The organism is Arthrobacter sp. cf158 (assembly GCF_900106835.1).
Taxonomy (GTDB): Bacteria; Actinomycetota; Actinomycetes; order Actinomycetales; family Micrococcaceae; genus Arthrobacter.
In genome coordinates this window covers 184,923-210,712 of sequence record NZ_FNNR01000007.1, presented here as the reverse complement: position 1 = coordinate 210,712, position 25,790 = coordinate 184,923, and the positions used below count along the sequence as shown (strand labels likewise).

The 25,790-nt window shown below is 63.1% G+C and carries 23 protein-coding genes and 1 pseudogene; 6 read left to right on the top strand and 18 right to left on the bottom strand.

Annotated elements, in window-relative coordinates:
* The first annotated feature begins 14 nt into the window (after window positions 1-14).
* A complete protein-coding gene (locus tag BLW08_RS15615; RefSeq protein WP_091326223.1) occupies window positions 15-1,208 on the top strand; it encodes an MFS transporter in 1,194 nt (397 codons plus the stop codon).
* A 205-nt stretch (window positions 1,209-1,413) separates the two neighbouring features.
* Here the strand turns inward: BLW08_RS15615 and aceB are convergent, their stop codons facing one another.
* Entirely contained in the window at window positions 1,414-3,066 is a 1,653-nt protein-coding gene (gene aceB / locus BLW08_RS15610; RefSeq protein ID WP_091326221.1) for a malate synthase A, read from the bottom strand.
* A 275-nt stretch (window positions 3,067-3,341) separates the two neighbouring features.
* Window positions 3,342-4,673: an isocitrate lyase gene (gene aceA / locus BLW08_RS15605; RefSeq protein WP_089593676.1), complete on the bottom strand. Its 1,332-nt coding sequence runs from the start codon at window positions 4,671-4,673 to the stop codon at window positions 3,342-3,344.
* A gap of 144 nt (window positions 4,674-4,817) precedes the next feature.
* Here aceA and BLW08_RS15600 point away from each other — a divergent pair, with 144 nt between their 5' ends.
* Together BLW08_RS15600 and BLW08_RS15595 are read left to right on the top strand one after the other, a co-directional pair.
* Window positions 4,818-6,332, top strand: a complete 1,515-nt coding sequence (locus tag BLW08_RS15600; RefSeq protein WP_091326219.1) for an XRE family transcriptional regulator — start codon at window positions 4,818-4,820, stop codon at window positions 6,330-6,332.
* Window positions 6,333-6,505: 173 nt separating this feature from the next.
* The gene (locus BLW08_RS15595) at window positions 6,506-7,810 is read left to right on the top strand and encodes a serpin family protein (protein WP_091326217.1); all 1,305 of its coding nucleotides are present in this window, start codon (window positions 6,506-6,508) and stop codon (window positions 7,808-7,810) included.
* Window positions 7,811-7,865: 55 nt separating this feature from the next.
* On the opposite strand, the gene BLW08_RS15590 is transcribed toward BLW08_RS15595, so the two are convergent.
* Window positions 7,866-8,480, bottom strand: a complete 615-nt coding sequence (locus BLW08_RS15590; RefSeq protein WP_091326215.1) for a TetR/AcrR family transcriptional regulator — start codon at window positions 8,478-8,480, stop codon at window positions 7,866-7,868.
* A 303-nt stretch (window positions 8,481-8,783) separates the two neighbouring features.
* Between BLW08_RS15590 and BLW08_RS15585 the strand changes: the two genes are divergently transcribed.
* Window positions 8,784-9,716, top strand: coding sequence for a cytochrome b/b6 domain-containing protein (locus BLW08_RS15585; protein WP_090824771.1), 933 nt, complete (start codon window positions 8,784-8,786; stop codon window positions 9,714-9,716).
* Between the two features lie 101 nt (window positions 9,717-9,817).
* Here BLW08_RS15585 and BLW08_RS15580 read toward each other — a convergent pair whose 3' ends face one another.
* The 5 genes from BLW08_RS15580 to BLW08_RS15560 all read right to left on the bottom strand — a co-directional run bounded on the left by BLW08_RS15580 (window position 9,818) and on the right by BLW08_RS15560 (window position 15,283).
* Window positions 9,818-10,654: a hydroxymethylpyrimidine/phosphomethylpyrimidine kinase gene (locus BLW08_RS15580; protein ID WP_091326213.1), complete on the bottom strand. Its 837-nt coding sequence runs from the start codon at window positions 10,652-10,654 to the stop codon at window positions 9,818-9,820.
* A gap of 43 nt (window positions 10,655-10,697) precedes the next feature.
* Window positions 10,698-11,684: a TAXI family TRAP transporter solute-binding subunit gene (locus tag BLW08_RS15575; RefSeq protein WP_091326210.1), complete on the bottom strand. Its 987-nt coding sequence runs from the start codon at window positions 11,682-11,684 to the stop codon at window positions 10,698-10,700.
* Window positions 11,677-13,089, bottom strand: a complete 1,413-nt coding sequence (locus tag BLW08_RS15570) for a sensor histidine kinase (RefSeq protein ID WP_091326208.1) — start codon at window positions 13,087-13,089, stop codon at window positions 11,677-11,679. The genes BLW08_RS15575 and BLW08_RS15570 overlap by 8 nt, the downstream gene beginning before the upstream one ends.
* A complete protein-coding gene (locus BLW08_RS15565; protein ID WP_091326206.1) occupies window positions 13,086-13,748 on the bottom strand; it encodes a response regulator transcription factor in 663 nt (220 codons plus the stop codon). Before BLW08_RS15565 ends, BLW08_RS15570 begins: the two co-directional genes overlap by 4 nt.
* Before the next feature lie 131 nt (window positions 13,749-13,879).
* Window positions 13,880-15,283, bottom strand: a complete 1,404-nt coding sequence (locus BLW08_RS15560; protein ID WP_091326386.1) for an MFS transporter — start codon at window positions 15,281-15,283, stop codon at window positions 13,880-13,882.
* 332 nt (window positions 15,284-15,615) lie between these two features.
* On the opposite strand from BLW08_RS15560, the pseudogene BLW08_RS24165 reads away from it, so the two are divergent.
* Window positions 15,616-16,047, top strand: a pseudogene (locus tag BLW08_RS24165) (isoprenylcysteine carboxylmethyltransferase family protein); the annotation flags it as partial.
* 44 nt (window positions 16,048-16,091) lie between these two features.
* On the opposite strand, the gene BLW08_RS24160 reads toward BLW08_RS24165, so the two are convergent.
* From BLW08_RS24160 to BLW08_RS15545, 3 genes are read right to left on the bottom strand one after another with little or no spacing between them, the layout of a single operon-like run.
* Window positions 16,092-16,577 carry a hypothetical protein gene (locus BLW08_RS24160; RefSeq protein WP_254779913.1) on the bottom strand — a complete coding sequence of 162 codons (486 nt, stop codon included), beginning with the start codon at window positions 16,575-16,577 and terminating at the stop codon, window positions 16,092-16,094.
* Window positions 16,546-17,724, bottom strand: a complete 1,179-nt coding sequence (locus BLW08_RS15550) for a TIGR01777 family oxidoreductase (protein WP_368086891.1) — start codon at window positions 17,722-17,724, stop codon at window positions 16,546-16,548. Before BLW08_RS15550 ends, BLW08_RS24160 begins: the two co-directional genes overlap by 32 nt.
* Window positions 17,724-18,386, bottom strand: a complete 663-nt coding sequence (locus tag BLW08_RS15545; protein ID WP_091326204.1) for a TetR/AcrR family transcriptional regulator — start codon at window positions 18,384-18,386, stop codon at window positions 17,724-17,726. Before BLW08_RS15545 ends, BLW08_RS15550 begins: the two co-directional genes overlap by 1 nt.
* Window positions 18,387-18,641: 255 nt before the next feature.
* On the opposite strand from BLW08_RS15545, the gene BLW08_RS15540 reads away from it, so the two are divergent.
* On the top strand, window positions 18,642-19,352 hold the full coding sequence (locus BLW08_RS15540) for a queuosine precursor transporter (RefSeq protein ID WP_090824784.1): 711 nt from the start codon (window positions 18,642-18,644) through the stop codon (window positions 19,350-19,352).
* Window positions 19,353-19,449: 97 nt separating this feature from the next.
* Here BLW08_RS15540 and tgt read toward each other — a convergent pair whose 3' ends face one another.
* From tgt to BLW08_RS15505, 7 genes are all read right to left on the bottom strand, one after another.
* On the bottom strand, window positions 19,450-20,760 hold the full coding sequence (tgt, locus tag BLW08_RS15535) for a tRNA guanosine(34) transglycosylase Tgt (RefSeq protein WP_091326201.1): 1,311 nt from the start codon (window positions 20,758-20,760) through the stop codon (window positions 19,450-19,452).
* 47 nt (window positions 20,761-20,807) lie between these two features.
* The gene (locus BLW08_RS15530) at window positions 20,808-21,518 is read right to left on the bottom strand and encodes an SRPBCC family protein (RefSeq protein ID WP_091326199.1); all 711 of its coding nucleotides are present in this window, start codon (window positions 21,516-21,518) and stop codon (window positions 20,808-20,810) included.
* A gap of 50 nt (window positions 21,519-21,568) precedes the next feature.
* Complete coding sequence (locus BLW08_RS15525; RefSeq protein ID WP_091326197.1) at window positions 21,569-22,576, bottom strand: DUF6707 family protein; 1,008 nt, start codon at window positions 22,574-22,576, stop codon at window positions 21,569-21,571.
* Between the two features lie 74 nt (window positions 22,577-22,650).
* A complete protein-coding gene (locus BLW08_RS15520) occupies window positions 22,651-23,190 on the bottom strand; it encodes an NUDIX hydrolase family protein (protein ID WP_024819523.1) in 540 nt (179 codons plus the stop codon).
* A 77-nt stretch (window positions 23,191-23,267) separates the two neighbouring features.
* Entirely contained in the window at window positions 23,268-23,876 is a 609-nt protein-coding gene (locus BLW08_RS15515) for an RraA family protein (RefSeq protein WP_091326196.1), read from the bottom strand.
* The gene (locus BLW08_RS15510) at window positions 23,873-24,310 is read right to left on the bottom strand and encodes a RidA family protein (protein WP_091326194.1); all 438 of its coding nucleotides are present in this window, start codon (window positions 24,308-24,310) and stop codon (window positions 23,873-23,875) included. Before BLW08_RS15510 ends, BLW08_RS15515 begins: the two co-directional genes overlap by 4 nt.
* On the bottom strand, window positions 24,307-25,689 hold the full coding sequence (locus tag BLW08_RS15505; RefSeq protein WP_091326193.1) for an MFS transporter: 1,383 nt from the start codon (window positions 25,687-25,689) through the stop codon (window positions 24,307-24,309). The genes BLW08_RS15510 and BLW08_RS15505 overlap by 4 nt, the downstream gene beginning before the upstream one ends.
* Window positions 25,690-25,790 lie beyond the last annotated feature (101 nt).

The window sequence follows — 25,790 nt, the reverse complement described above, 5'->3', positions numbered from 1 at the left end:
TAGCAATGAAAGTGATGTCTACTTTCCTTGCCAAAATTCCCCGCGGCTGGCTGATCCTCGCATGCATCGGCCTCATCGCCCTCAACATGCGCGGACCCTTTGTGGCCGTGGCCCCCGTGGTGGATTCCCTGCGGCAGGATCTGGGGTTCTCGCCGGTGGAACTCGGGCTGCTGACCGGCATTCCCGTACTCTGCTTCTCCCTCGCGTCCCCCTTGGCTTCGCTGGCCGGACGACGCCTCGGAGCTGAATTCGCCGTGATGCTCACGCTGATCGGTGTGCTGGCCGGCGTGGTGATCCGCTCCAGTGGCGGCAGTGCCTTGGTGATGGCCGGCACGGTGATTATTGGTGTGGCCATCACCATTGGCAACATCGCGGTGCCGCTCATCATCCGGCGCGACTTTGCGCCCAGGCGTCAGGCAACGGCCATGGGTGTGTACACGGCTGCCCTCAACATCGGCTCGTTCCTCACTTCGGTGGCAACTGCACCCCTGGCTGAGCTGGTGGGGTGGAGGCTGGCCCTGGCCGCGAGCGCCCTGTTGTCGTTGGCGGCCATCCTGTTCTGGGTGCCCACCGTGGGGGCGCGCCGGGCTTTTGTTCCGACAGCTGTTCCTATTCCTCCGGCATCCTCGTCCGGCCCCGTTGCGGGTGTGGGCTGGTTGACGGTGGGCCTGACACTCGGCTTTGCGGGACAGGCCTTCTCCTACTACGGCGTCACGGCGTGGCTGCCCAGCTTCCTGTCGGACGAACTCGCCATGGGCACCGCCCAAGCCGGCGCAGGTTCATCGCTGTTCCAGATTTTCGCGATTGTGGGCGGCTTGGGTGTCCCGCTCCTGGCCCGCTTCGCCAGTACGACGACGGTGGCGGTCACCTTGAGCGCGCTGTGGCTGACGGTTCCCGTGGGCTTGTTGCTGGCGCCTTCGTGGTGGTGGATGTGGTCCTCGCTGGGCGGCGTTGCCCAGGGCGGTGGCATCACCGTGATCTTCATTGCCATCATCAAGTTCGCTCATTCACAGGCCGCCGCCGGCAAGATGTCAGCTGTGGTTCAGGGCGTGGGTTACTGCTTTGCTGCCTTGGCGCCCACGATTATTGGCTACGTGCACAGTGTTTCCAATGGGTGGACGGTGCCGTTGTTCGTGATCCTCGGCTCGGTGCTCGCGTTCTGCGTGTGCACCACCTTGTCCGTGCGTTGGGTGGCTCGGCAGCGCTAGCTCGGGCGTGCCCGATTCGATGGTTCCCTGCGCATTCGACGGTAGGAAGCGTCTTGTGTGCAGCGAGTCGTCGAAGTGGGGTGTGCTCCGGACATGGAGAAGCCCCGTTGCTGGGCTGCCTCCCCGACGGTCGGGGTCACTTGTTGCGAAGAGTGCAGGCAGCCCAGCGTCGGGGCTTGATGTGTCGCTTACCCAGGTCCTGGACCTAGGCGGCGACGAGCTCCTCTTCCGTGGCCTCTTCACGGGCCTCGGTGAGGAATCGGGCGTACGCCGGAATGGTCAGGAAGGTGGGGAATTCCTCGGCCAGGGTCACTTCCTCGAAGATGGCGCGGGCGTCAGCGAACCGGTCTCCGTCGAAGCGTTCCAGGCGGGCGAATTCCTCGTCCAGCAGGTCCTCCACCCATTCACGGGTGATGATGTCGCCGTTCTCGATGATGGCGTGGGAGTGGATCCACTGCCACAGCTGGGAGCGGGAGATCTCGGCTGTGGCGGCGTCTTCCATGAGGTTGTGGATTGCTACCGCACCGTTGCCCCGCAGCCAGGACTCGATGTAGCGGATGCCTACCTCGATGTTCAGGCGAACGCCACCCTCTGTGATGGTGCCCTCCGTGCTGGCAATGTCGATCAAGGCGCGGTCGTCGGGAGTGACGTCCTCACGGGAGCGGTCCAGCTGATTGGGCCGGTCTCCGAGAACTGAGTCAAAAACTTCCCGGCATACCGGCACCAGGTCCGGGTGGGCCACCCACGAGCCGTCAAAGCCGTCGTTGGCTTCGCGGGTCTTGTCCGCCCGGACCTTCTCAAACGACGCCTGGTTGGCGGCCTCGTCCTTGCGGTTGGGAACAGCGGCAGCCATGCCCCCAATTGCCATGGCACCGCGGCGGTGGCAGGCCCGGACCAGTTGCTCGGTGTAGGCGCGCATGAACGGCTGGGTCATGGTCACCTGGCCGCGGTCCGGGAGCACGAAACGCGGACCACGGGTGCGGAAGTTCTTGATCAGGGAGAAGATGTAATCCCAGCGGCCGGCGTTCAAACCGCTCGCATGGTCGCGGAGTTCGTACAGGATCTCTTCCATCTCAAACGCGGCAGTGATGGTTTCGATCAGTACCGTGGCGCGGATGGTGCCCTGCGGGATGCCCAGCAGGTCCTGGGCCAGGACGAAGATGTCGTTCCACAGACGTGCTTCGAGGTGGTTCTCGATCTTCGGCAGGTAGAAGTACGGCCCCTTGCCCTGGGCCAGCAGGCGGCGGGCGTTGTGGAAGAAGAACAGGCCGAAGTCCACAATGCCGCCGGCGATCGGCTTGCCGTCAATGAGCATGTGCTTCTCCGGCAGGTGCCAGCCACGGGGACGGACCACAATGGTGGGCAGGTTCTCGGCGAACTTGAGCTTGTATTCCTTGCCCTCGGGGGTGGTGAAATCGATCCGACGTTCCAAGGCATCCGTCAGGTTCAACTGCCCCTGGATGACGTTGCGCCACGTCGGCGTGGACGAGTCCTCCATGTCAGCCAGCCACACCTTGGCACCCGAATTCAGGGCGTTGATGGTCATTTTCTTGTCCACCGGACCCGTGATCTCCACACGGCGGTCCTCCAAGCCCGGTGCCGGGGGAGCGACGCGCCAGGACGGATCATTCCGGATCGCCTCGGTCTGCGGCAGGAACCGCGGATCCTGACCGGCGGAAATCTGGTTGCGGCGCGCGTGCCGTGCCTGCATCAGCTCCTGACGACGCTCAGCAGTGGCCCTGTGCAACTTGCCAACAAACTCCAGGGCGTCCGGCGTGAGGACCTCGTTCTGCCGGCAAATGGGCTGCGCGGTGATAGTGATGCCATTGATAGTGAAGTTGTCAGTGAAGCTGTTCATTTCAATCTCTCCTATGAGAAGCAAATGTTCGACGGCGTTCGCCACTTGGGGCGGTTGGGTCGCCTTGAGGTGCCGGGTCGGGCAATCCTCCGCGTGCTATTCCCCATCCCGGCCGCATGGCCTCGCGGGGCTCGGCCGGCGGCCGGGACAGGGCCCCTTTTACGCACGCTTCCGGATCACCCGACCAGACGGTTACGGACGCTCGGCCGCTGGGGCGAGTGCCGCCGTCGTGCTTTCCGGTGAGCGAAGCGAACAGCTCACCGTGGGCGTGTTGGTTAGTGGAATTGGCCTTCTTCGGTGGATCCCACCAGGGCCAAAGTGGATGCGTTCGGGTTGAGCGCGGTTGCGATGTCGTCGAAGTAGCCGGTGCCGACTTCGCGCTGGTGCTTGGTGGCGGTGTAGCCGCGGGACTCGGAGGCGAATTCCTTTTCCTGGAGCTCGACGTACGCGCTCATGCCTTCACGGGCGTAACCGTGGGCGAGGTCGAACATGGAGTAGTTCAGGGCGTGGAAGCCGGCCAGGGTGATGAACTGGAACGTGAAGCCCATGGCACCGAGTTCGCGCTGGAACTTCGCGATGGTGGTGTCGTCCAAGTGCTTGCGCCAGTTGAAGGACGGGGAGCAGTTGTAGGAGAGCATCTGGTCCGGGAACTCGGCTTTGACCGACTCGGCGAACTTGCGGGCCAACTCCAGGTCCGGGGTGCCGGTCTCCATCCAGATGAGGTCGGAGTATGGTGCGTAGGCCTTGGCGCGGGCGATGCAGGGCTCGATTCCGTTGCGGACCTTGTAGAAGCCCTCGGCGGTACGGACCGGCTGTCCGCCTTCACGGAGGATGAATTCCTGGTCGCGCTCGTCAACGTCGGAGGTAATCAGGGTTGCTGCTTCGGCGTCGGTACGGGCGATGACCACCGTCGGGGTGTCGGCGACGTCGGCTGCCAAGCGGGCTGCGTTCAGGGTCCGGATGTGCTGCTGGGTGGGGATGAGGACCTTGCCGCCCAAGTGGCCACATTTCTTTTCGGAAGCGAGCTGGTCTTCCCAGTGAACGCCCGAGGCACCTGCGGTGATCATGGATTTCATGAGCTCGTAAGCGTTCAACGGGCCACCGAAACCGGCTTCGGCGTCGGCCACGATCGGGACCAGCCAGTCTTCAACGGTCTTGACGCCCTCGGCATATTCGATCTGGTCTGCACGGAGCAGGGCGTTGTTGATGCGGCGGACAACCTGGGGTACCGAGTTGGCCGGGTACAGGGACTGGTCCGGGTAGGTCTGGCCCGAAAGGTTGGCATCAGCTGCCACCTGCCAGCCGGAAAGGTAGATGGCGCGGAGCCCGGCCTTGACCTGCTGCACAGCCTGATTACCGGTCAGGGCACCGAGCGCGTTGGTGTAGCCACCGGTGGGAGCTTCCTCGGTGAGTTGCTTCCAGAGCTTCTCCGAACCGCGGCGGGCCAGGGTGTGCTCTTCGGAGACGCGACCGCGGAGGCGGACGACGTCGGTGGCCGAGTAATCACGGGTGACGCCTTCCCAGCGCGGGTTGGCGGACCATTCAAGTTCCAGCGCTGCGGCCTGCTGCTCTGCACTCTGCTCTGCTGGTTCAAATGAAGCGGTCATCTTGATCTCCTATGTGGTGCCCGGGCCGGCCTCCGCTGCGCCTTTGCTGCATCGGCCGGCTTGTCCGGGATCTTTATTTCTTTTTCGTAAGACCTACTTTTCTGCACTTCCAAGAGGGTTACTAGAGGAAAAGTATGGAAAGAAATGCACTTCTTCGCGTATTCTCAAGAAATGTCTCCTGTGAGCTGGAATCGCGAAGTAGCATCGCCGTCGTTGACCCCTGCGTCCCCTGAACTGGATGTCATCAGCCTCGGACGCCGTGTGCGGCACCTGCGCAAGCAGGCGGGGCTGACACTGGACGACTTGAGTGCCGCCGTCGGGACCGCTCCAAGCCAGCTGAGCCTGATCGAAAACGGCAAGCGCGAACCCAAGCTGGGGCTGCTGCAGCAGCTCGCCGCATCCCTCAACGTGAGCATCGATCAGCTCCTGGGCGCGGAGCCGCCGAGTCGTCGCGCGGCCTTGGAAATCGAGTTGGAACGGTACCAGCGCGGGCTGCTGTATGAGTCGTTGAACCTGCCGAAAATCCGCATCAGCTCGCGGCTTCCGCTGGATGTGCTGGAGTCGCAGGTGGGGCTGCTTCAGGAGCTCGAACGCAAACTTAACGAGCAAGTGGCGACGCCGGAAGAAGCCCGCCGCGCGAACGGTGAGTTGCGTGCCATGATGCGCGAGCGCGGTAACTACTTCCCTGAGTATGAGGCGGAGGCGCAGAAGGTCCTCAAGGGGGTTGGCTACACCGCCGGTCCGCTCAGTCAGCACGTCATTGCGGACATCGCCGAGAACCTCGGCTTCTCGCTGCATCACGTGGGGGATTTACCGCACTCGACGCGCTCCGTGACGGACTTGAAGAACCGCAGAATTTATCTGACGCAGAACCAGCGGCAAGATCACGATCCCCGGTCTGTTTTGCTCCAGGCGCTGGGACATTACGTCCTGGGCCACGAAACTCCGCGGAACTACGGAGATTTCCTGGCGCAGCGCGTTGCCACCAACTACTTTGCCGCGGCGCTGTTGCTGCCGGAGCAGGCCACGGTGGAGTTCCTGCAGAAGGCCAAGGCCGCCAAGGAGATCGCAGTGGAGGACATCCGCGATGCCTTCGCTGTGTCTTACGAAACCGCTGCGCACCGTTTCACCAACCTGGCCACCAAGCACCTCGGCATCACCACCCACTTCCAGAAGACCCACCAGTCCGGCATCATCTACAAGGCCTACGAGAACGATGGCGTCACCTTCCCGCAGGATCACACCGGGGCTATTGAGGGGCAGCCGTCGTGCAAGGCGTGGACCTCGCGCGCCGTATTGGATGTGCCGGACAAGTTCAGCGCCTACAGCCAGTACACGGATACGCCGTCGGGCACGTACTGGTGCACGGCCCGTACTGAGCGATCGGCAAACGGCGAGTTCTCGCTGAGCATCGGCGTGCCGTACCAGCATGTGAAGTGGTTCCGTGGCCGGGAGACCACGGCCCGTGCCACGTCCAACTGCCCGGACCCCAACTGCTGCAAGCGGCCCCCGGCCTCGCTGGCGAACGAGTGGGCCGGTAACGCCTGGCCCTCCGCCCGCGCGCACTCGCACCTGCTGGCCGCCATGCCTCCAGGGGCCTTCCCGGGCGTGGACGAGACCGAGGTTTACAGCTTCCTGGCGGCCCACTCCGAGCGCTGACCCTCTCTCACCTTTCGCGTGTTTGGGCGGGACGCTCTCTCACCTTTGGGGTGTTTGGCAGGGACGCTCTCTCACCTTTGGGCAACAATTGGCGATCCCTCGCTCACCCCGCGTGAGTTCTGCCCCCGAAAGGGGCACCATGTGAGGAGCACACAAACGCGAGGGGACCCGTCATGAATCCAATCCGGAAAGCTGCCGTGGCCATCGCGGCAGCCGCCATGGTGAGTGGCTCGGCAACGGTCAGTGCCTGCTCCGGCCAGCCGTCCGCCGTCGTACTCCAAACGGCCGACGGCGTAACGCGGCTTTCCGTCGAAACGGTGGATTACACCGCGCAGCTTGAGGCGTTCAACGCTTCGGCGCGAAAGCTAGGCTCCGCGCTTCTTGTTGATAGCGGCGATTCAGGCAACGGCAACGTGGTGTCGTCGCCCGCCAGCTTATTGATTGCGTTGAGCATGCTTCGGTCCGGCGCTTCGGGGGCCACTGCTGCGGAGATGGATTCCGTGTTGGGGTTGCCCGGCGAGGGGCGCGAGGAAGCGATGAACGCTCTGCTCGCCTCCCTGGAAAAATTCGACGGCGACCCCGGTTCAGTGGACGAGGACAATCCGCCGCGCAAACCGGTGATGCATGCTGCCAACGGGCTGTTCGTGGATGAAGGCGTGCCCACGGGCGAGGAGTACCTGGCCACGCTCGCCAAGCATTTCGGCACGGGGGTGTACCCAGTGAACTTCGCTGACGAGGCTGCCACCAAACCGGCCATCGACCAATGGGTGAGCAAGAACACCGGTGGGCGGATCAAGAAAGCGCCCGCACACTACGATCCCGACAACACCTTCAGCCTGCTCAACGCCCTCTACTTCGCCGCCGCCTGGGAGACCCCGTTCGACGCCAGCGACACGGCCGACCGCCCCTTCACCAAGGCCAGCGACGAGGTGATCTCCGTGCCAACCATGCACTCTTCGCTCGCCTTGGCCTACGCGGAGGCCCCCGGATGGAAGGCTGTGGACCTGCCGTACGCCGAGGGTTTCGTGATGCGATTGGTACTGCCCGACGGCGGTGCGTCGGGTTCGTCAGGTTCGGCTCCGGTTTCGGCGGAGGTGCTTGGTGAGGTGGCGGCCAAGTTGAGCAGCGCCCCTCTGGACATGGTCCACCTTCAGTTACCCAAGTGGGACCATAAGACAAGCTTCGAGCTGAGGGCGGTCTTCGAGACACTCGGACTCAACCAGATGCTGTCCACGGATAAGGACTTCAACGCCATCCAGCCGGACATGAAACTGACACAGGCTGCGCAGGCCGCCAACATTACGGTGGCGGAGAAGGGCACCATCGCGTCGGCCGTCACCCAACTCAACGCCGTGGGCTCAGCGGCAGGGCCTGAACCCCAACGTGAGCTGATCCTCGACCACCCGTTCCAGTACGAGATCGTGCACGTGGAGACGGGAATGCCCTTGTTCACGGGTTGGGTAGCAGACCCGCGGTAGGTGAGAGAGGGTTTGGCGGGAGCGTGCGGTAGGTGAGAGAGGGTTTGGACCCGCGCTAGCGGACCAGGCGGCCCACCAGCACGGCCGCAGCATCAACAACCTCGTCGGCCTCGTGCTTGGAGGCGCTGAGGGCCACTTCCTGTCCGGCCACCGTGATGATGTCCGTGATCACGGCTACGGTGAGCCGGCCCAGGGTGTCGTCACTGGCGCCGAGGAGCACGGAGTTCTGCCGGACCCACTCGCGTCCGCGTTCGCGCCGCAGAACTTCGAAGCCCGGGGGAGTGTCGCCCTCAATGAACACGCGCTCCAGGCCCCGGTGTTTCCAGGTGTAGTCGAAGTAGCTGCGGCTGCCTATGTTGAACAGGGCGAGGGGATCGTCCTCGCCGGCTTTCCTCGCTTTGGCCACAGCGGCTGCCACAAGGCGCTCGTGCTCATTTTGGTAGTCGTTCCACAGGGCGAGGAAGAGCTCGGTCTTGCCCCCGAAGTGGTGGTAGAGACTGCCCACGCTGGACCCGGAGCGGGCCACGATGTCGGAGATGCTTGCATCGGTGAATCCATGATCCACGAACACTTCGGTGGCCGCATCCAGCAGATTGCGTTGGGTGGCGGCGGTGCGGGTCCACTGCCAGGAGCCCGCGTTGATGGCTACTTCGGATGTCTTACGGACCATGCTGTGGGCTCCTCTCGAAGGCAGGGCGTAGACCGGAGTGTCGAATAGCCATTTTTTGGAATCCTACCCTCCAAATAATCCACATAGCCAGCATGAAGCCTTGACTGCCCCATGAACCAAAGGAAATAATTCTGGAAGTCTGTTCTAGAAATACATATTGCGGCATGTATCCGAATGCTGCGATTTTTGACGCAGGACGCCCCGAAACCCGGGTGCCGTTTTCACCGTCGGGCTGCAACTGGTTGAATCGCTATATAGCGCCAACTGGTCGCAGCCAAACAAGCCAGAGAGGAACGCGGCCTGATGTCCGTTTCAAGCAAGTCGTCCGGGATCACGTCGAACAGGTGGTTCAAACCCGTCGTCGTCACCGCAGGAGCTTTGGTGGTGGCACTGATCCTGGTGCTCGTTGCGCAATGGCTCCGGACCCTTCAGCCCGTGCAGCAGTTCCTCACCGACTACCCAGGGCACTCCGCAATTCCTGAAGGCTCGCCCACCGGCTTCCCCGCCTGGCTGGGCTGGCAGCACTTCCTCAACATGTTCTTCATAGTCCTGATCATCCGGTCAGGCTGGCAGGTGCGGACAACTACACGCCCCGCCGCCAACTGGACCCGGAACAATAAGGGCCTCATCAAGACCAAGAACCCGCCCACCAAGATCAGCCTGGATCTCTGGTTCCACCTGACGCTGGATGCGCTCTGGGTCCTCAACGGCATCATCTTCATTGTGCTCCTCTTCGCCACCGGCCAATGGCTGCGTATCGTCCCCACCAACTGGGACGTTTTCCCCAACGCCATCTCGGCAGGACTGCAATACGCCTCGCTGAACTGGCCCGTTGAAAACGGCTGGAACAACTACAACAGCCTTCAGCTTCTGACGTACTTCATCACGGTCTTCATCGCAGCCCCGCTGGCCATTATCACGGGCATCCGGATGTCCGGGGCGTGGCCCAAGAAGGCCGCGATCAACAAGTTCTACCCCATCGAGCTGGCCCGCAAGATCCACTTCCCGGTAATGATCTACTTCGTCGCCTTCGTGATCGTCCACGTGACCCTGGTGTTGGCGACTGGTGCGCTGAGAAACCTCAATCACATGTACGCCTCCAATGACGACAACACCAGCTGGTGGGGCTTCGGGATCTTCGCGGCATCCATCGTCTTCACGGCGGCAGCTTGGTTCCTGGCCCGGCCGCTGTTCCTGCGACCCATCGCCTCGTTGATGGGCAAGGTCTCGCGCTAGCCTTCACGCAAAGAACCTCACGCAAAGAAACCTTCACCCAGACACAAGCAGCCGCCTCGGAAGTGTTCCGGGGCGGCTGCTTGTGTCTGTAACGAGAGAGGCTAGGACAGAGCCCCGCCTTGCCACAGGGCGTCAAAGGGAGCGCCGGAGGACACCCGGTTCTTGATCCCGGCCGTGACGAAAGCCTTCGCGGTGCGCGCGGCTTCCAGCGGAGTGGCACCCTTGGCCAGCTCAGCAGTCACAGCTGCAGCAAGCGAGCAGCCAGCGCCGGACACAGCGACTTCGCCGACCTTCGGCGCGCGCAGGACTTCCAGCGTTTCGCCGTCGTAGTAAACGTCGACGGCGTCCGGGCCTTCCAGCCTTACTCCGCCTTTGGCGAGGACTGCTGCGCCGCTGATCTCGTGGATGCGGATGGCGGCAGCCTTGAGCGACTCTTCGTCGGCAATGGTGAGTCCGGACAGCGATTCGGCTTCGAAATGGTTCGGAGTGACGAAGGTGGCCAGCGGCAGGATCTGCGCCTTCAAAGCCTGGTCGGTGTCCAGGGCGTGGCCCGGCTCCTGGCCCTTGCAGATCAGGACAGGGTCCAGCACCACATTGGCGAACGAAGCATCAGTCAGCGCTTTCTCCACGGTGCTGATGGTTGCCGGGCTTCCGAGCATGCCGATCTTCACCGTGTCCAACACCGACGGTGCGCCGGAAGCGGCACCGTATGCCGCCGTCGTCGCTTCCAATTGGTCCGCGATGACCTGCTGGTCTACCGGCACAAAACGGTGGTTCCAGTTGTCCTTCGGGTTGAAGGAAACAATGCACGTGAGGTTCGCGATGCCGAACACGCCGAGTTCCTGGAAGGTTTTGAGGTCGGCCTGCGCGCCGGCGCCACCGGTCGCTTCGGAGCCGGCGATGGTCAGGGCAATGGCAGGGGCAACGGCAGAAGTCATGACACCATTTTGGCAGTTGCTCCGGTTCGACTCCTAAACGAGGCTAGCCGTGCAACGTCCGGTAGGCGGCCTCGGCGGCCGGATGCAGCGGGATACCCGCGGTGTTGATGAGGGTTTCCGGACTCAGGAACTGGACGCCGGTGCTCGACGATGGAACCAGATCCTGAGCCTGCTCCACCAACAACTCCACTGTCCGCCGAACAACATGATCGGCCAGGTCCCTGCGGCACAGGAGCAGGTTGGCGACGCCCACTGTCCACACGGCGGGAGCGTTACCGTAGCTGTTGGCGGGGATCAGCACGCGGTCGTAGAAGAATCCCGACTGCTCACGCGTTGCCGGGATGAGCTCGGAAATATCCAGGAGCCGAAGGCCAATGTCCTTGGCTGCGGCCGCGATGGGAGCGGTGGGCACCCCTCCCGATTGGATCATCACGTCAATCGAACCGTCCTGCAGTGAGGCCAGCGCCTGGTTCAAGCCGAGGTTCACTTGCTTCACAGTGCGGGGCGGTTCAGAAAGTCCCGCAGCTGCGATGATCCGTCCAGCGGTCAGAGTGGTCCCCGAGCCCACCTCACCCACTCCCGCGGTCTTCCCGGCGAGGTCTGCGAGGGTCCGTATCCCGCTGTCCTCCCGCACGATGCAGTGGACATAGTTCTGGTACACCTTGCCGATCGCCACAAGGTCTCCGGGCTCCGCTGGCTTCCCGGCGGGCGCTGCGGCCTTCGCTGCTGCATCGGCCAGCGCGACGGCGAAGGTCGCCTCGCCGGACACAACCCGCTGGATGTTCTCAAGGCTCCCGCCAGTGGTCAGCGCGGCGGCCTTTGCGGCCACACCTTCCCGCTGCAGCAAGTCCGCGAGAAGCGTGGCGAACTCCAGGTAAAAGCCACCGGATTCGCCACCGGCAACAGTGAGTTCTTTTGGCTGATCTTCCGGCGTGCAGGCTGTGGTCGACGCGAGCAGGGCGCCGCCGATGCCCAGTGCGAAGCCTGTCCTGATGGCGTTTCGCCGGGAGATCGTGGGTGCCTTAGACATGAGAACCATCCCCAGGCCCGGCAAACTCGAGGCGCGCTACCAACCCGTGTGGCTCACTCGTTTGTAGGATCAGTCGCCCACCGTTCGCCTGTGCCAGCCGCTCCACGATTGTCATGCCCAAGCCGTTCCCGGGGATCTTGTTGTGCTGCGGCGCCCGCCAGAACCTGGTGGTGGACTCAGCGAGCTGTTCGGCTGGGAGGCCTGGACCGTCGTCGGAAATTACGACGGCGGTGCCTCCACTCGTCTGTTGGGTCGCCACGGTGATGCGGGAGCCGGGTGCGTACTTGATGGCGTTGGTGAGGAGTTCGCCCACCATGTGCGCGAGTTCGTCGGGGTCGCACACGATGTGGAGTTCGGATGCAGGGCCCTTCAACGTCAGCTCTGATCCGGCACGGTGAGCGGCCGGCGTCGCCCTTTCCACTTCGCCCTGCAGGACTGGGTAGGGATCGATGACGGCCAGACGCTTGTGCTCGGTGTGCTCCACACGGGATGACCCTTCGAAGGCGCGGTGTTCCGCCGCAGCCAGCTTCAGCACGCCGTCGAGCATTTCCTCCACCCGTTCCAGTTCAGCAACGACGCCCGCCGCCGCCTCCTTCTCCGGGTCTGAGCGCAACGCCAGCTGGAGCAAATCGATGCGCAAGCGCAGCGCGCCAACAGGGTTTCGGAGCTGGTGTGAGGTGTCGGCGATGAGCCGGCGCTGGGACTCCATGCTCTCCGTCACAGTGCCGGCCATGGCCGTGAAGGAGCGGCTGAGTTCGCGCAGTTCCGGCGGGCCCGCTTCCGGGAGCTGGGTGGTTTTGCCCGTGGTTTCCAACTCGTGGACAGCTTTGCTCAGTCTGTGGACCGGGCGCAGGACCCATCCCGTGATGCGGGATGCCGCCAGCAGGAGCAGTGCACCCAGCGCCAAAGCGGCAAGCACGACGACGAACCACCGCTCCCGTAGCTTCTGCCGGGCAGCGTCGAGGTCCACTTCAAGGACCACCTCGCCAAGTACCTGGCTGGCGGTGCCGAAGGACCGGGAGATGATGTCCGTGCCAGATCCGAAAGCGCGGATGGGGTTGAGGGTGGTGTCGCTGAGGTTGAGGCTTGCCCGGTTCAGCGCGTCGCGTGCCTCGGGCCGGTCTGCAGTGAGGCCGCCGGAGCCCAGTGTCTTTTCCTGGAGTCGGATCAGGATCCCCTCCCCGTACAGCTCGGAATAGCGGTCCATTTCCCGCTGAAGTTGGGTGGTGTCGTTATCCTCCGCGGCATCGCTGGCCAGTTGGGCAAAGCGGTTCAGGGCTGCGACGCGGTTGATTTGCAGTTCCTGGGTGAGTTCCCGGCTGGCCGACGTCAGGATCACGCTGGACACCGTCACCACGATGACCACCACCAGCAGGCTCAGGATGCCGAGGACGCGGACTTTCACGGTTGCTCGACGCGATAGCCCACGCCGCGGACGTTGATGATGAAGCCAGGAAGTTGGAGCTTGGATCTGAGCCCCGTCAGGTGCACATCCAAGGACCGGGAATGAGCCACGAACGCGTCGCCCCAGAGTGCGTCCAGAATTTGTTCCCGGGTGACCACCGAGCCGGCGTTCCTGACAAGAAGGCTGAGGAGGTCGAACTCCGTGGCGGTCAGGGCGAGCTGCCGTTCCCCGACGGCGGCCACGCGCCGATCGAGATCTACTTCCAGTTCTCCGAGGACGATGTTGTGCGGGGCTTGATGGCCGGAACGGCTGGTTCGCCGGGTCACGGCTTCGATCCTGGCGAGCAATTCCACGAGCTTCACGGGCTTCACCAGATAGTCATCTGCCCCCGAACGAAGGCCCAGGACAACGCTTCTCTCGTCGTCGCGGGCCGTCAGGATCAGGATGGGAACTGTTGTGACTTGGCGCAGCTTCCGCAGAACCTCCAAACCGTCCATGTCCGGAAGGCCAAGGTCCAGCAGGATCACCTCGTGTTGCCGGTGGGCCAGGAGTGCGTCCTCGCCGCGGGCCACCCTGGTGTGTTTGTGCCCGGCGGAGGCGACGGCTGCGCTCAAGGCCGACGCCATGGCGTCGTCATCCTCGACGATGAGCACGTGCACGGGCTGGGTCCTTCGGTTCGCTGGGCTGGTTCGCTGGGCTGGCTTGCTACTAGAGCTTAACGTTGTGAGGCCCGCTCTGCGCCCTTCGGAGTATCCAAAGTGCGCAGAACGGGCCTCACAAGGCAGGCAGGTCAGGCGTTGACGCGATCCTTCGTGCCGTCGTCGTCGGTTTCCTTCACAGCGCCCTTGGCCACGAAGGCGTGGCCCTGCTCCGCATCCAAGTGGGTCGACTTCTTGTTCTTCAACGCGAAGATGTACACCAGCAGCGAGATGAAAATGGCTGCCGTGACGTAGGTGAAGAACAGGTCCACCTGGTCCGACTTCTGCAGCGCAGCGCCGATCAGCGGGACGGTGCCGCCGAAGAGTGAGTTGGCAATCGCGTAGCCGAGCCCAACACCCAAAGCGCGAATGGAGGCCGGGAACAGTTCAGCCTTCACCAGAGCGTTGATCGATGTGTAACCACCCACCATGAGCAGTCCGCCGAGCATCAGCAGGAACGCGACGAACGGGTCCTTGGTGCCGGACAGGGTGGAGAGTAGCGGCCACGTGAAGAGTACGCCGGTCACGCCGAACCAAATCAGCAGCGGCTTGCGGCCTACCTTGTCTGAGATCAGCCCGTAAACAGGCTGCAGCAGCATGAAGATGAAGAGCGCCCAGAAGTTGATCACGGAGGTGTCTGTCTTGGCGATGCCGGACGTATCGTTCATGAACTTCAGGATGAAGTTGGTGTACGTGTAGAACGCCACGGTGCCGCCAAGGGTGATGCCGATGCAGATCAGCAGGGGCTTCCAGTGCTTGGTGAGCAGGAGCTTCATAGTGCCAGGCTGTGCCTCGCCCTCAACCTTGACGTGGGCTGCGCGGAGCTGATCGGAGGACAACGTTTCTTCCATGGAGCGGCGGAGCCAGAGCACAACCAGCGCGGCAACGCCACCAATAGCGAACGGAATGCGCCAGCCCCACGCGGTCAGGTCTTCCTTGCTCATGGTGTTCTGCAGGATCACCAGGACCAGAAGTGCAAGCATCTGGCCGCCCACGAGCGTCACGTACTGGAAGCTGGAGAAGAAGCCGCGGCGCTTGGCCGTCGCTGCTTCGGACATGTAGGTGGCACTGGTGCCGTACTCGCCACCGACGGAGAAGCCCTGCACAACGCGGATGAACACCAGCAGGATCAGGGCCCAGAGGCCGATCACGTCTTGCGTCGGCAGGATCGCGATGGCGAACGAACCGGCCGACATCAGCGTCACGCTGAGCGTCAGCGCCGCCTTGCGACCCTTCCGGTCGGCGTAGCGGCCGAAGAACCAGCTGCCGATAGGACGCATAAGGAACGACGTCGAGAAGACGGCCATCGCTTCAAGGCCTGCCTGCAGATCGTCCGAGGAGTTGAAGAAGTGCGACTGGAAATACGCCGCGAAAACCGTATAGACGTAGAGGTCGAACCACTCCACGAGGTTGCCCGCGGAGCCCTTGAGGATGTTGCTCACGGCCTTGCGTGTCTGGGCGGCTTCGCTCAGAGGTGCAGCTTGTTGGGTGCTCATCAATGAACCTTCCTGGACGGCGCCTGATATGGCTGCCGTGTCTTGCATGAGTTCGTTCTGTCCATGAAGCTCGTGCTCATGGCGTCCTTGCGCATGGCTCTTCGTCGACTAAGAAAGGTCCTCCAAGGTGAAGAGGACATGTTCCAAACTATGGGTGATGCACGGCACAGCCCTAGCTCGCGGGGGATTTCCTAACACTTCCTTAGGTTTCGGCTTGAGCCTGGCGCGGACCCGAACCAGTGAACGCCAGGGCTCGACGGCGGCGGCTCAGCACCGTTTTGGCTGAAGTTTTTGCTGTGGCTTTCGGGAACGGCCGGAGTTATCTTCGTGGCATGGGCGCAGTTCATCGAACAGTTCACATAGTGCTGCAGGAAGCAGCGAGGATCCCGCTGCCTCCAGGACAGGTTGTTGGCCTGGTACTTGATGTAGTTCTCGATCGCCTGCGCCCCATTCGCGGTGCCGAGCCCAGTGCCCGACTCAAAGCAGCCGGTGTTGGCTTGGCATTGGTAGGCGCGGGAATCACCGGGTGGGCAGTCGCGGAGCGCCGGCGTAAAACGACCGGAAGCTTTTCGCTGGGCCACCCCGAGGGCCTGGTCACCAGCGGACCCTATGCCCTGAGTCGCCACCCAATGTACTTGGGGTGGTGGCTCATCCATGCGGGAGTTGCAGTCAACCGAGGTTCTGCTTGGGCTGTGGTGACTTTGCCTGCTGGAATGCTGGTGGAACACTTGGGCGCGCTATGGGAAGAGGCTGCGCTCAGGGAGCGGTTTGGCCAGTCCTACGCCGACTATGAGAGGGATGTTCCCCGCTACGTCGGATCGCCAGCGTGGTTGATTCGCACCAGCTTCCAGACAGCGAGGCGGCCAACGCCGGCTGCGAAGGCGATGGATAAAGGGAATGCCCATGCGGAGGAGCTCCAAAATCCTCCGAAGGGGACGCAGATGATCGCCCCGGCCGCGAAGAATGCGGCTACATGAACCCACTGGTTGCGGATGCTGCGCAACGCCACCCCCAAAGGCCATCCGACAGCTGTCCCCACGACGCCGATCGGGATGATCCCTATGACCATCGCCGTCGCCGTCATCGTCATGGTGTAGCTGGCTTGGCTTGGGTTGAGGTTCCAGGTCGGAATGGCCCAGGAGAGGAAGAACACCGCGTCAGCCACGACGATTCCTACAACTAAGCCTTTCCAACCCAGCACCACCCTGTCCTTCGACCCGTAGGGCCAGGCTCCGGTTGGGCGTTTTGTTGCCAGCGCGTACTCATCTTCGTCGGTCCAAGGTTCCTGGCTCACGATTACCTCCAAGGGATGTGAGAGAGCGTTTGGGTGAAGGGGTGGTTTGGTGAGAGAGCGTGTGGGTGAAGGGGTGGTTTGGTGAGAGAGCGTGTGGGTGAAGGGGTGGTTTGGTGAGAGAGCGTGTGGGTGAAGGGGTGGTTTGGTGAGAGAGCGTGTGGGTGAAGGGGTGGTTTGGTGAGAGAGCGTGTGGGTGAAGGGGTGGTTTGGTGAGAGAGCGTTTGGGTGAAGGGCCTTTTAGGTGAGAGAGCGTGTGGGGTTTCGCGATCTGGTTGAGGGCGCCGGTAAGGCAGGGGTAATCAAACACGAACCCGGCGTCGAGCAGCTTCCGGGGCTCTACCCATCGGCTCTTGAGGACCAGCTCAGTCTGCGTCCGGATGAGGACGGCGCCGGCTTCCAGGAGCCAAGCCGGCGTAGGAATACCAAACGGGACACCCATGCTTTGCCGGACCAGCGACATCAACTCACGGTTGTCTACGGGGTAGGGCGATGCTGCGTTCACCGGACCGGCCAGCTCACCGTGGCGGTGGATAAACGCCACCGTCCGGAACAAGTCCTCCACATGAATCCAGCTGAACTTTTGCGTCCCGGGTCCCATATGCCCGCCCAAGCCAAGCCGGGCCAGGTTCCGGAATGGACCCATCACGCCACCGCCAGGCCCCAGCACAATGGCGATGCGGAGCGGCACCTTGCGGGTGGCAGGGACATCAGCCGCAGCCAGTTCCTCTTCCCAAGCACGGGCAACGTCAACGGAAAAGCCGCTGCCCAGATCACCAGAGTCCTCCGACTGCGGGCGATCTTCCGCGTGCCGATAGATGGTGCCGGTACTTGAGTTGATCCACGTCATGGGAGGTTCGGCGCACGCAGCAACAGCCCGGCCCAACGTCCGCGTGGTCAGAACCCGGGAGTCCAGAATTTCCCGCCGATGCCGGTCGTCATAGCGGCAATTTACGGACCGTCCCGCGAGGTTCACCAGCAGTTCGGCACCGTCCAGCACTTTGGTGATGGCGCCGTCGTCGTTCCATTGCGCGTCAGCCGAAGCATCACGCCCAACTGTCCGGACCTGCCATCCGTCGGCAAGAAACCGCTGCTTGAAGTAGCTGCCAATGAAGCCGCTGGCACCTGCGAGAACCACGGTCCGGTGCATCACGAGTCCTCCTTGACGTTGCGGACGAGGCCCAAGACGTCGTCGAATACCTTGCTCACGCCGGGGATCTTCGCCAGCGACAAGCCGCGCGCCACCAACGGAGCCGCGCCGTCGATCAGCTTGCGCGTGCGGCGTTGGCCCTCGGATTGGTCGTAAACCCAGAACAGTGCGACGCCCATGTACGCCAGCCACAGCAACTCCGGCAGGTCGCCGCGCAGCTTCTTCGCTACGGCGGGGGGGGAACCTTCGACGGCGGACCGGAAGATCGCGAGCGAAGCCTCGCGGGCGGCGGTGGACGCCGCGCCAAACGGGTTGACGGGCGACGACGGCCGGATCGCCGTCGCAATGAAATCGGAACCGAACTGGTGGTACGGCGCCATGACGTCGACGCCGGTATGCAGCACTGCTTTCAGGCGGCCCGCGAGATCCTGAACCCCTTCGAGCGCCTGCGCTGCGACCACTGCGTGCTCGTCCTGCACCTGGATATACAGTTCCTGAACCAGCTCATCCTTGGACGCGAAGTAGTAGTAGGCGTTGCCCACTGAGACTCCCGCCTCCTGTGCAATGGCGCGCATGGTGGTTTTTTCGAAGCCGATTTCACGGAACATCTTCAGTGCGACGTCGGCCACCAGTTGGCGGGTCTGTTCGCTCTTTGCGGCCATGTCGTGTTCCTCCCGAAATTTTTTGAACGTGTTCAAGAATGAGTATGCCTCATTTCTGAACGTGTTCAAAATGTGAGTGAAGGGGAGGTGAGGGAGCGTTGGTGGGAAGGGGGCGGGAGGTGAGAGAGCGTTGGTGGGAAGGGGGTGGGACAATGGAACCGGTGCCGGGCCGGATGCCCCACCAACCACAGTGCTAATACAGCGGGGCAGCCTCACCCAGGACGCCTGCGCAAACCACTAAGAAATGGATGACCCATGCCCTCGCCCTCAGGCTCCAGTACCTTGAGCAAGCCCGCTCCGCGTTTCGCTTCGATCGGCTCCCCGTATTTCGGCATCATGCTGGCCGTCATGGCGGTGGTGCTGATTCTGTCCAATATCGGCGCTTCCAAGGGCGTGGTGCTCGGACCGATCATCACCGACGGCGGGTTCTTCCTCTTCCCGCTCGCCTACATCCTGGGCGACGTGATGAGTGAGGTGTACGGCTTCAAGGTGGCGCGCAAGGCCATCATCACCTCGTTCGCGCTCTCGGTGTTCGCCTCGCTCTGTTACTGGATCATCATCGTGCTTCCCGGCTTCAGCGATGAGTACGGAACCGCCAAGCAGGCAGCCATCGAAGGTGCACTGGGACCCGTCCCGCAGATTGTCCTGGCCTCGCTGCTGGCCTTCCTTGCCGGGCAGACCATCAACTCCTGGATCCTGGTGAAGATGAAGGCCCGCACCGGCGAGAAGTCCCTGTGGGCACGCCTGATGGGCTCGTCGGTGGTGGGCGAATTCGTGGACACCCTGATCTTCTGCAGCATTGCGGCATCCGTCATTGGGATCACGGACGCGGGATCGTTCGTCAACTACGTCCTGGTGGGCTTCGTCTACAAGACCGCCGTGGAGTTCCTGTTCGTGCCGGTTACCGTGCTGGTGGTGGGCTGGATCAAGAAGCGCGAGCCAAGCTACGGGGTAGACGCGGCCTAGGCCCTGGGGCCCACTGGCCGAGTTCGCCGGAAACGTGTGAGTTCGCCGGAAGTTTCCGCACGAACACGCACGCTTCCGGCGAACTCGACGCGGAGGGTCAGGAGTAATACCGGCCCAAGGTCTCCGCCTTGAACTCGAAGAAGTCCCCGGACTCGATGGCCAGGCGGGCATCGTCCACCATCTTCACCACAAAGCGTTCGTTGTGGATGGAGATGAGCGTTGCCGAGATCATTTCCTTGGCTTTGAACAGGTGATGGATGTAGGCCCGGGAGTAGTTCACGCAGGTGTAGCAGTCACAGCCATCCTGCAATGGCCCGAAGTCAGTCTTGTACTTAGCACCGGACAAGTTGAACCGGCCGAACGGCGTGTAGAACGCCGAATTTCGGGCCACGCGGGTGGGGGAGACGCAGTCGAACGTGTCGGCGCCGTTCTCGATCGCTGTGAAGATATCGTCCGGCTCGGAGATGCCCAGCAGGTGTCGCGGCTTGTCCTCGGGCAGTTCCTCGTTGCACCAGCGCACAATCGTGCCCAGGTTTTCCTTCTCCAGCGCCCCGCCGATCCCATAACCATCAAATGGCATGGCGCCGAGGTCCTGGCAGGCCTTGCGGCGCAGGTCCTCATACTGGGCGCCCTGAATGACCCCGAACAATGCCTGGTACGGCTTGCCAACACGCGAGGAAGTCAGGGAAGCGTGCTCTTCCAAGCAACGCAGGGCCCACAAACGCGTCCGCTCCAGCGACTCCTCCTGGTACGCGCGGGAGTTTTGCAGCGTGGTGAGCTCGTCGAAGGCGAACATGATGTCCGCGCCGATCTGGTGCTGGACCTGCATGGAGATCTCGGGGGAGAAGCGGTGCCTGTCCCCGTTGAGGTGGGATTTGAACCAGACGCCGTCGTCGTCAATGTGTGCCAGGCGTTCCTTGCCCGGAGCCACAGCGTCATCAGGCCCGGAGCTGTCCACGTTCTTCATGTCGATGACCTTCTTGAACCCCGAGCCCAGGCTCATCACCTGGAATCCGCCGGAATCGGTGAAGGTCGGCCCGGACCAGTTCATGAACGCGCCCAGCCCACCCGCGGCATCGAGGATCTCAGGCCCCGGCTGCAGGTAGAGGTGGTACGCGTTGGCCAGCACAGCTTGGGCGCCGAGGTCAGCGATGGACTCGGGAAGCACTGCTTTTACAGTGGCCTTGGTCCCGACGGCGATGAACGCGGGCGTCTGGATGGTTCCGTGCGGTGTGGTGATGGTTCCGGTGCGGCCCAGGAAAGTCCCGCCGTTGGCGTCTACCTGGGCGTCCGACGGCGAGCACGTTTCAGTCAGGCGAGTGCCCACTGCGAAGGAGAATTCGGATTGCCGCTGGGACAACCCGGGCAGGGCAGGGGAGGATGCAGGAGCAGATGAGGAAGCTGGCACGCTACCTAGTGTGCCAGCTTTACCGAAGGTGACCTGCCGAGAAAACCCTAGGCCCCGTATTTCTCGGCTTTCCAGTTGTCCCACGAGGAACGGATGTCCGCCAAGGTGTGCGCCCCCAAATCGTAGGTGGAAGCAATCACCATGGAGCCGCCGTCGGGCCTTTTCTCCGGAATGGGCAGCTGCTCAGCCACAATCAGCAGTCCCTCCCCATGCTCGGCGTAACTGTGGACGGTGAGGCCAACTTGGTGTCGGCTCTTGAACCAGACTTTGCCGGAGATTTTCTCGCCCGTGGCAAGCATGAGCGAGTACTCCTCCCCAACGGGCGGCAGATCCCCGAGCCCCAGCTTCTCAATGGCCGGGCCGCCCTTGCCGGGGAGGGAGATGAAGTGGGTCCGGCGGTGCCCATGCGGGTGCCGTTCCAGGGCGAAACGCAGCTGGTGAAGGAACGTGAGCCATCCTTGGGTGATGTCCTCGTCCCAGTCGGCCCACTCCGAATTATGGTCCAGGGCCACCCTGGTGACCCTGACTTCCGTGCCTCCGGATACTGGGTGGAGCTCAAAGACGTCGCCCCCGTTGACGGTCAGGCTCGTGTGATCGGGCCCTTCCACAACATCGGTGTTGAAGTAGATCTGTTTGATTTCGGCAGTGAGATCGTCGGCCTCCCAGCCGTGCCATTGGGCCACCAACGACGGTTCACGCAGCATGGTCCAAACCTGCTGTGCATCGGCATTAACCACAACGCTCAGATTGTTCGTCATGGCCCCGAATCTACCGCCGTTCGCTCCCTCATAACAGTCTTCAAGCAGCGTTAGGCGCGCACCGCTTCGAGCTCATTGCCGATCCTCCGGGCCAGCTCTTCCTCGCCGATGGTCTTTGAGCCGCCGTGGGCGCGCAGGAACATCAGCGCTTCCAGGCGCAGGAACCGCCATTCGCGCTCGGCTTCGTGGTTGCCGTTATCGATTGCGCGGAAGATTTCCTTGTCATACAGATTGGGTTCGTTGAGCGAGCGTTGACGGACCCTTGCATTGATCCGGGCCTTGAAGGGGTCTTCTTCCTGGGACTCGGGTGCGCGCAGCAATTTCTCGTAGACGGCAGCGCGCTCCGCTTGGCCGGCTTCGCGGCAGATGAAACTGGACAGGGCCAGCCCCCGTTCGATCGAGGCCCAGCGGTCCAGGTTGCCGTCGAACGGCAGCACGTTCAAGAGGTCCGCAACAGCCAGCGCGTGGTCGGGATCGCGCAGCACAATGCAGAGGTCGAAGGCGAGGTCGCTGAGGTCCCGGAGGCAGCTTCCGGATTTGGTGTTGATGCCCTTTGCCAGCCGCTCCGACAGCACGTGGACGCCGCTCTGGCCCTTGTGGTTGGCCGCGGCAGCGCGCACCACGGCTTCGGGGGTGCCGTCCGGCTCGGGGATGAGGGCCAGCTCTTCAGCGCTCGGTCCGGTGTACGCGGGCGGCGTTTGCGGACGGGGAGGAACGACGACGGCGGGCCCGGCTTGCGCGTCGGCGTCGCCATCGGCTGCGGTGCTGGCGCCGGTGTCGGGTTCGGAGGCTGCGGATTCAGGAGAAGTGGGTTCAGGCGTCTCGTGGCTCGCAACGCCGTCGCCCACAGGAACACTGGACCCGACGGCGATCCGCACCGTGCCGCCGTCGACCATGGTCACCAGCAGCAGCGCTGCCACGCCGTAGTCGTCGTTGAGCACCTCGATGGTGCGGATTTCCTCGGCCGGGCCGTCACCGGGCGGGAAGACAAAATCTCCGGGCTGCAGGTCCCCAGCCTGCTTTTCTTTGTACTGCTGTGTGGCTGGGCTGTGAGTCATCGGAAGTCCTTTGGTTCTCTTGGGGTCCGCCGTCCAGTCTACAAAGACCGGCTGGCGCGGGGGCGGGAGACCCGCTAGAGAACGATGCCCGAGAAAGCCAGTGCCTGCCGCACGAGGTTCCCCCGGCCGCCGTCGAATTCCTGCTGGACGTTCTCGCTCAGCACCTCTTGAGGAGTCATCCACGTGAGTTCCAGAGCATCCTGGCGCGGTTCGCATTCGCCGGTCACGGGGATGACGTAGGCCAGAGACACAGCGTGCTGCCGGTCGTCGGTGAAGCCGGTCTGTGACGGGGCAGGGAAGTATTCGGCCACCGTGAAGGGCACGGGGCTGATGGGCAGCTGCGGGAAAGCCAGGGGACCGAGGTCCTTTTCCATGTGCCGCAGGAGCGCTGCGCGGATGGTCTCGCGGTAGAGAACACGGCCGGAGACGAGGTAGCGCACCATGTTGCCGTCGGCGTCACCCTGAAGGAGCGTGCCAACTTCATTCACGTACCCGAGTGGATCCAGCCTGACCGGGACAGCCTCCACGTAGACCATGGGGAGTCGGCCGCGGGCTTCGAAGAGGTCCTCATCTGAAAGCCAGCCTGGATACGGGTCGGGTGTACGTACGCTCATGGTTAAGTTCTACCCCATCCCCAGCCGAACTTCCTTGGAGGCGTCCCGGTGGCTGGGTGGTTACGCTCTCGGCGGTATTAGACGGCCAGAATGGACTCGAGCGGCTCCCCGGATGCTATGCGGGCAAGGATTGCCGGCTCCGCCGCGTCGGATGCGAGCGCTTTCCCCAGCACCTCGCGCGCAGCTTCCGGGGAGAGGATGATCAGCCCGTTGTCGTCGCCCAGGACCAAGTCTCCGGGGTTGACCTCGACGCCCCCGCAATGCACGGGGACATTGACGGCGGAGCCGCTCCCGTACAGCCGTTTGGTGGTGAGGCACGATGTTCCGCGGGCGAACACCGGCAAGCCGGTCTGCCGTAGTTCCAGAACGTCCGTAGCCACGCCATCAACCACGACGCCGGCAGCACCTTGGGCGAGCGCCGCGGCTGCCGTGACGGCCCCCACGGGCGCATGCCGGTGGTCGCCGCCCATGTCCACCACCAGCACATCGCCGGGACGGAGTGCCAGGAGCGCGTGGTTCATGGCAATGGCGTCGTGGTCAGCGATCCGGACGGTCACGGCGGGTCCCGCGATCTTCACGTTGTCCAGCAACGACTGGATGGCGGGGGAGACGAAGCCGTCCTCAAGGAAGTGCCCGATGGTGGGGTAGCTGACATCGGTGAGGTCCTGCACGAGTGTTGGGCTCACGGGGTTACCTCCGGCTTCTGTGCGGGGACCTTCTGTGCAGGGACATTCTGTGCAACGACAGCCACGCATTCAATTTCCAGGGACACGCCCCACAGGCTCACGCATACGGTGGTCCGGGCCGGTTTGGCGGTGCCGAAGTACTCCACATACACGCGGTTGTACTCCTCCAGCTGGTCTGGGCTGGTCAGGTAGGTGTTGACCTTGACCACGTGTTCAAGGCTGGACCCTGCGGCTTCCAACACGCCCGCGAGGTTCTGGATGGTTTGCCGGACTTGTCCTTCAAAGGTGTCCGGCTGGTCATCCAGGCCCGTGATTGCAGGGATCTGGCCGGAGGTAAACACAAAACCGTTGGCAATGACCGCCGGGGAAAAGGGCCCGACGGCGGGCGCCTGGCCGGGGATGCCGGCCAGGCGCTCGATGGTGCTTGGGCTCACTTGGCTGCCGCGGTTTCTGTTGAGGCGGAACCGCCGGTGGCCGCTTCTGCGGGTGCCTCATCCACGGCGTCGATGTTGCCGTACCGGGTTTCGGTCAGCAGGAAGAGTGCAACCAGGGACAGTCCTGCTGCGGCCATGATGTACCAGGCAATCGAGGAGCTCTGGCCCGTCATGCCCAGGAGCCACGTGGTGACGAACGGGGTGGCGGCGCTGCCCAGGAGGCCGGACAGCATGTAAGCCACGGACAGGCCGGAGTAGCGGACCTTGGATCCGAAGAGCTCGGCCAGGAAGGTTGCGATGGGGCCGTAGTTGGCGCAGAACGCGGTCATCATGGCCAGGTAGGCGACGAACAGCAGTGCCACCGATTTGGTGTCCATGAGCCAGAACATGGGGAACGCGAGGGCGGCCTCGGCTGCCACGCCGGCGAAGATGATGGGTTTGCGGCCGAACTTATCGGAGAGCTTCCCGAAGAACGGGATGAGGAACAGCCCCAGGATGCAGGAGGCCAGGACCACCCAGAGCATCAGGCTCTCGGAGTGGCCCAGTTCCTTCTTGCCGTAGGAGACACCGGAGGCCACCAGCAGGGTGAACGTGCTGCCCGTGGACAGGGTGGCGACGCCGCCCAGCACAACCTGCTTCCAGTACTTGGCCATCAAGGCGGCGAAAGGCATTTTGGCCTTGGCGCCGGCGTTCTTCACTGCCTGGAAGGACGGGGTTTCCTCGATGTGCAGGCGGATGTAGATGCCCACAGTGACCAGGAGGACCGATGCCAGGAACGGGATGCGCCAGCCCCAGGAGTACAGGGCTTCAGTGCTGACGGTGGAGGCCACAATCAGGAAGGCGACGTTGGCGATCAGGGTGCCGGCCGGAACACCAACCTGCACCAGTGAACCGTAGAAACCGCGACGCGCCGGAGGGGCGTGCTCAACAGTCATCAGTACGGCACCACCCCATTCGCCGCCGAGGGCCAGGCCCTGGATAACGCGGAGGAAGAGCAGCAGGAGCGGCGCCATGATGCCGATGCTGTTGTAGTCCGGAAGCAAACCGATGGCGAACGTTGCCGCTCCCATGGTCAGGAGGGAGACCAGGAGCATGGACTTGCGCCCCAGCCTGTCACCGAAGTGGCCGAAGATGATGGCGCCCACCATGCGGGCAATGTAGGCGGAAGCGAACGTGCCGAAGGCCAGCATGGTTCCGACGATCGGGTCAAAGCTGGGGAAGAAGATCTTGTTGAAGACGAGGGCCGACGCTGTTCCGAACACGAAAAGGTCGTACCACTCGACGGTGGTGCCAATAACGCTGGCGAGGGCAATCTTGCGCATCTTTGCCAGGTCCAGCCTGGATGGTGATGCGGAGGAAGTATCTACCGTGTGGGCCATCTGATTCTCCGGATGGGGTGCGGGGACGAATGTCCGGTGCAAGGTAGCTACAACTATGGTGTGTGCCCGATCACACCATCAATGGCATTAATTCCAGCAAA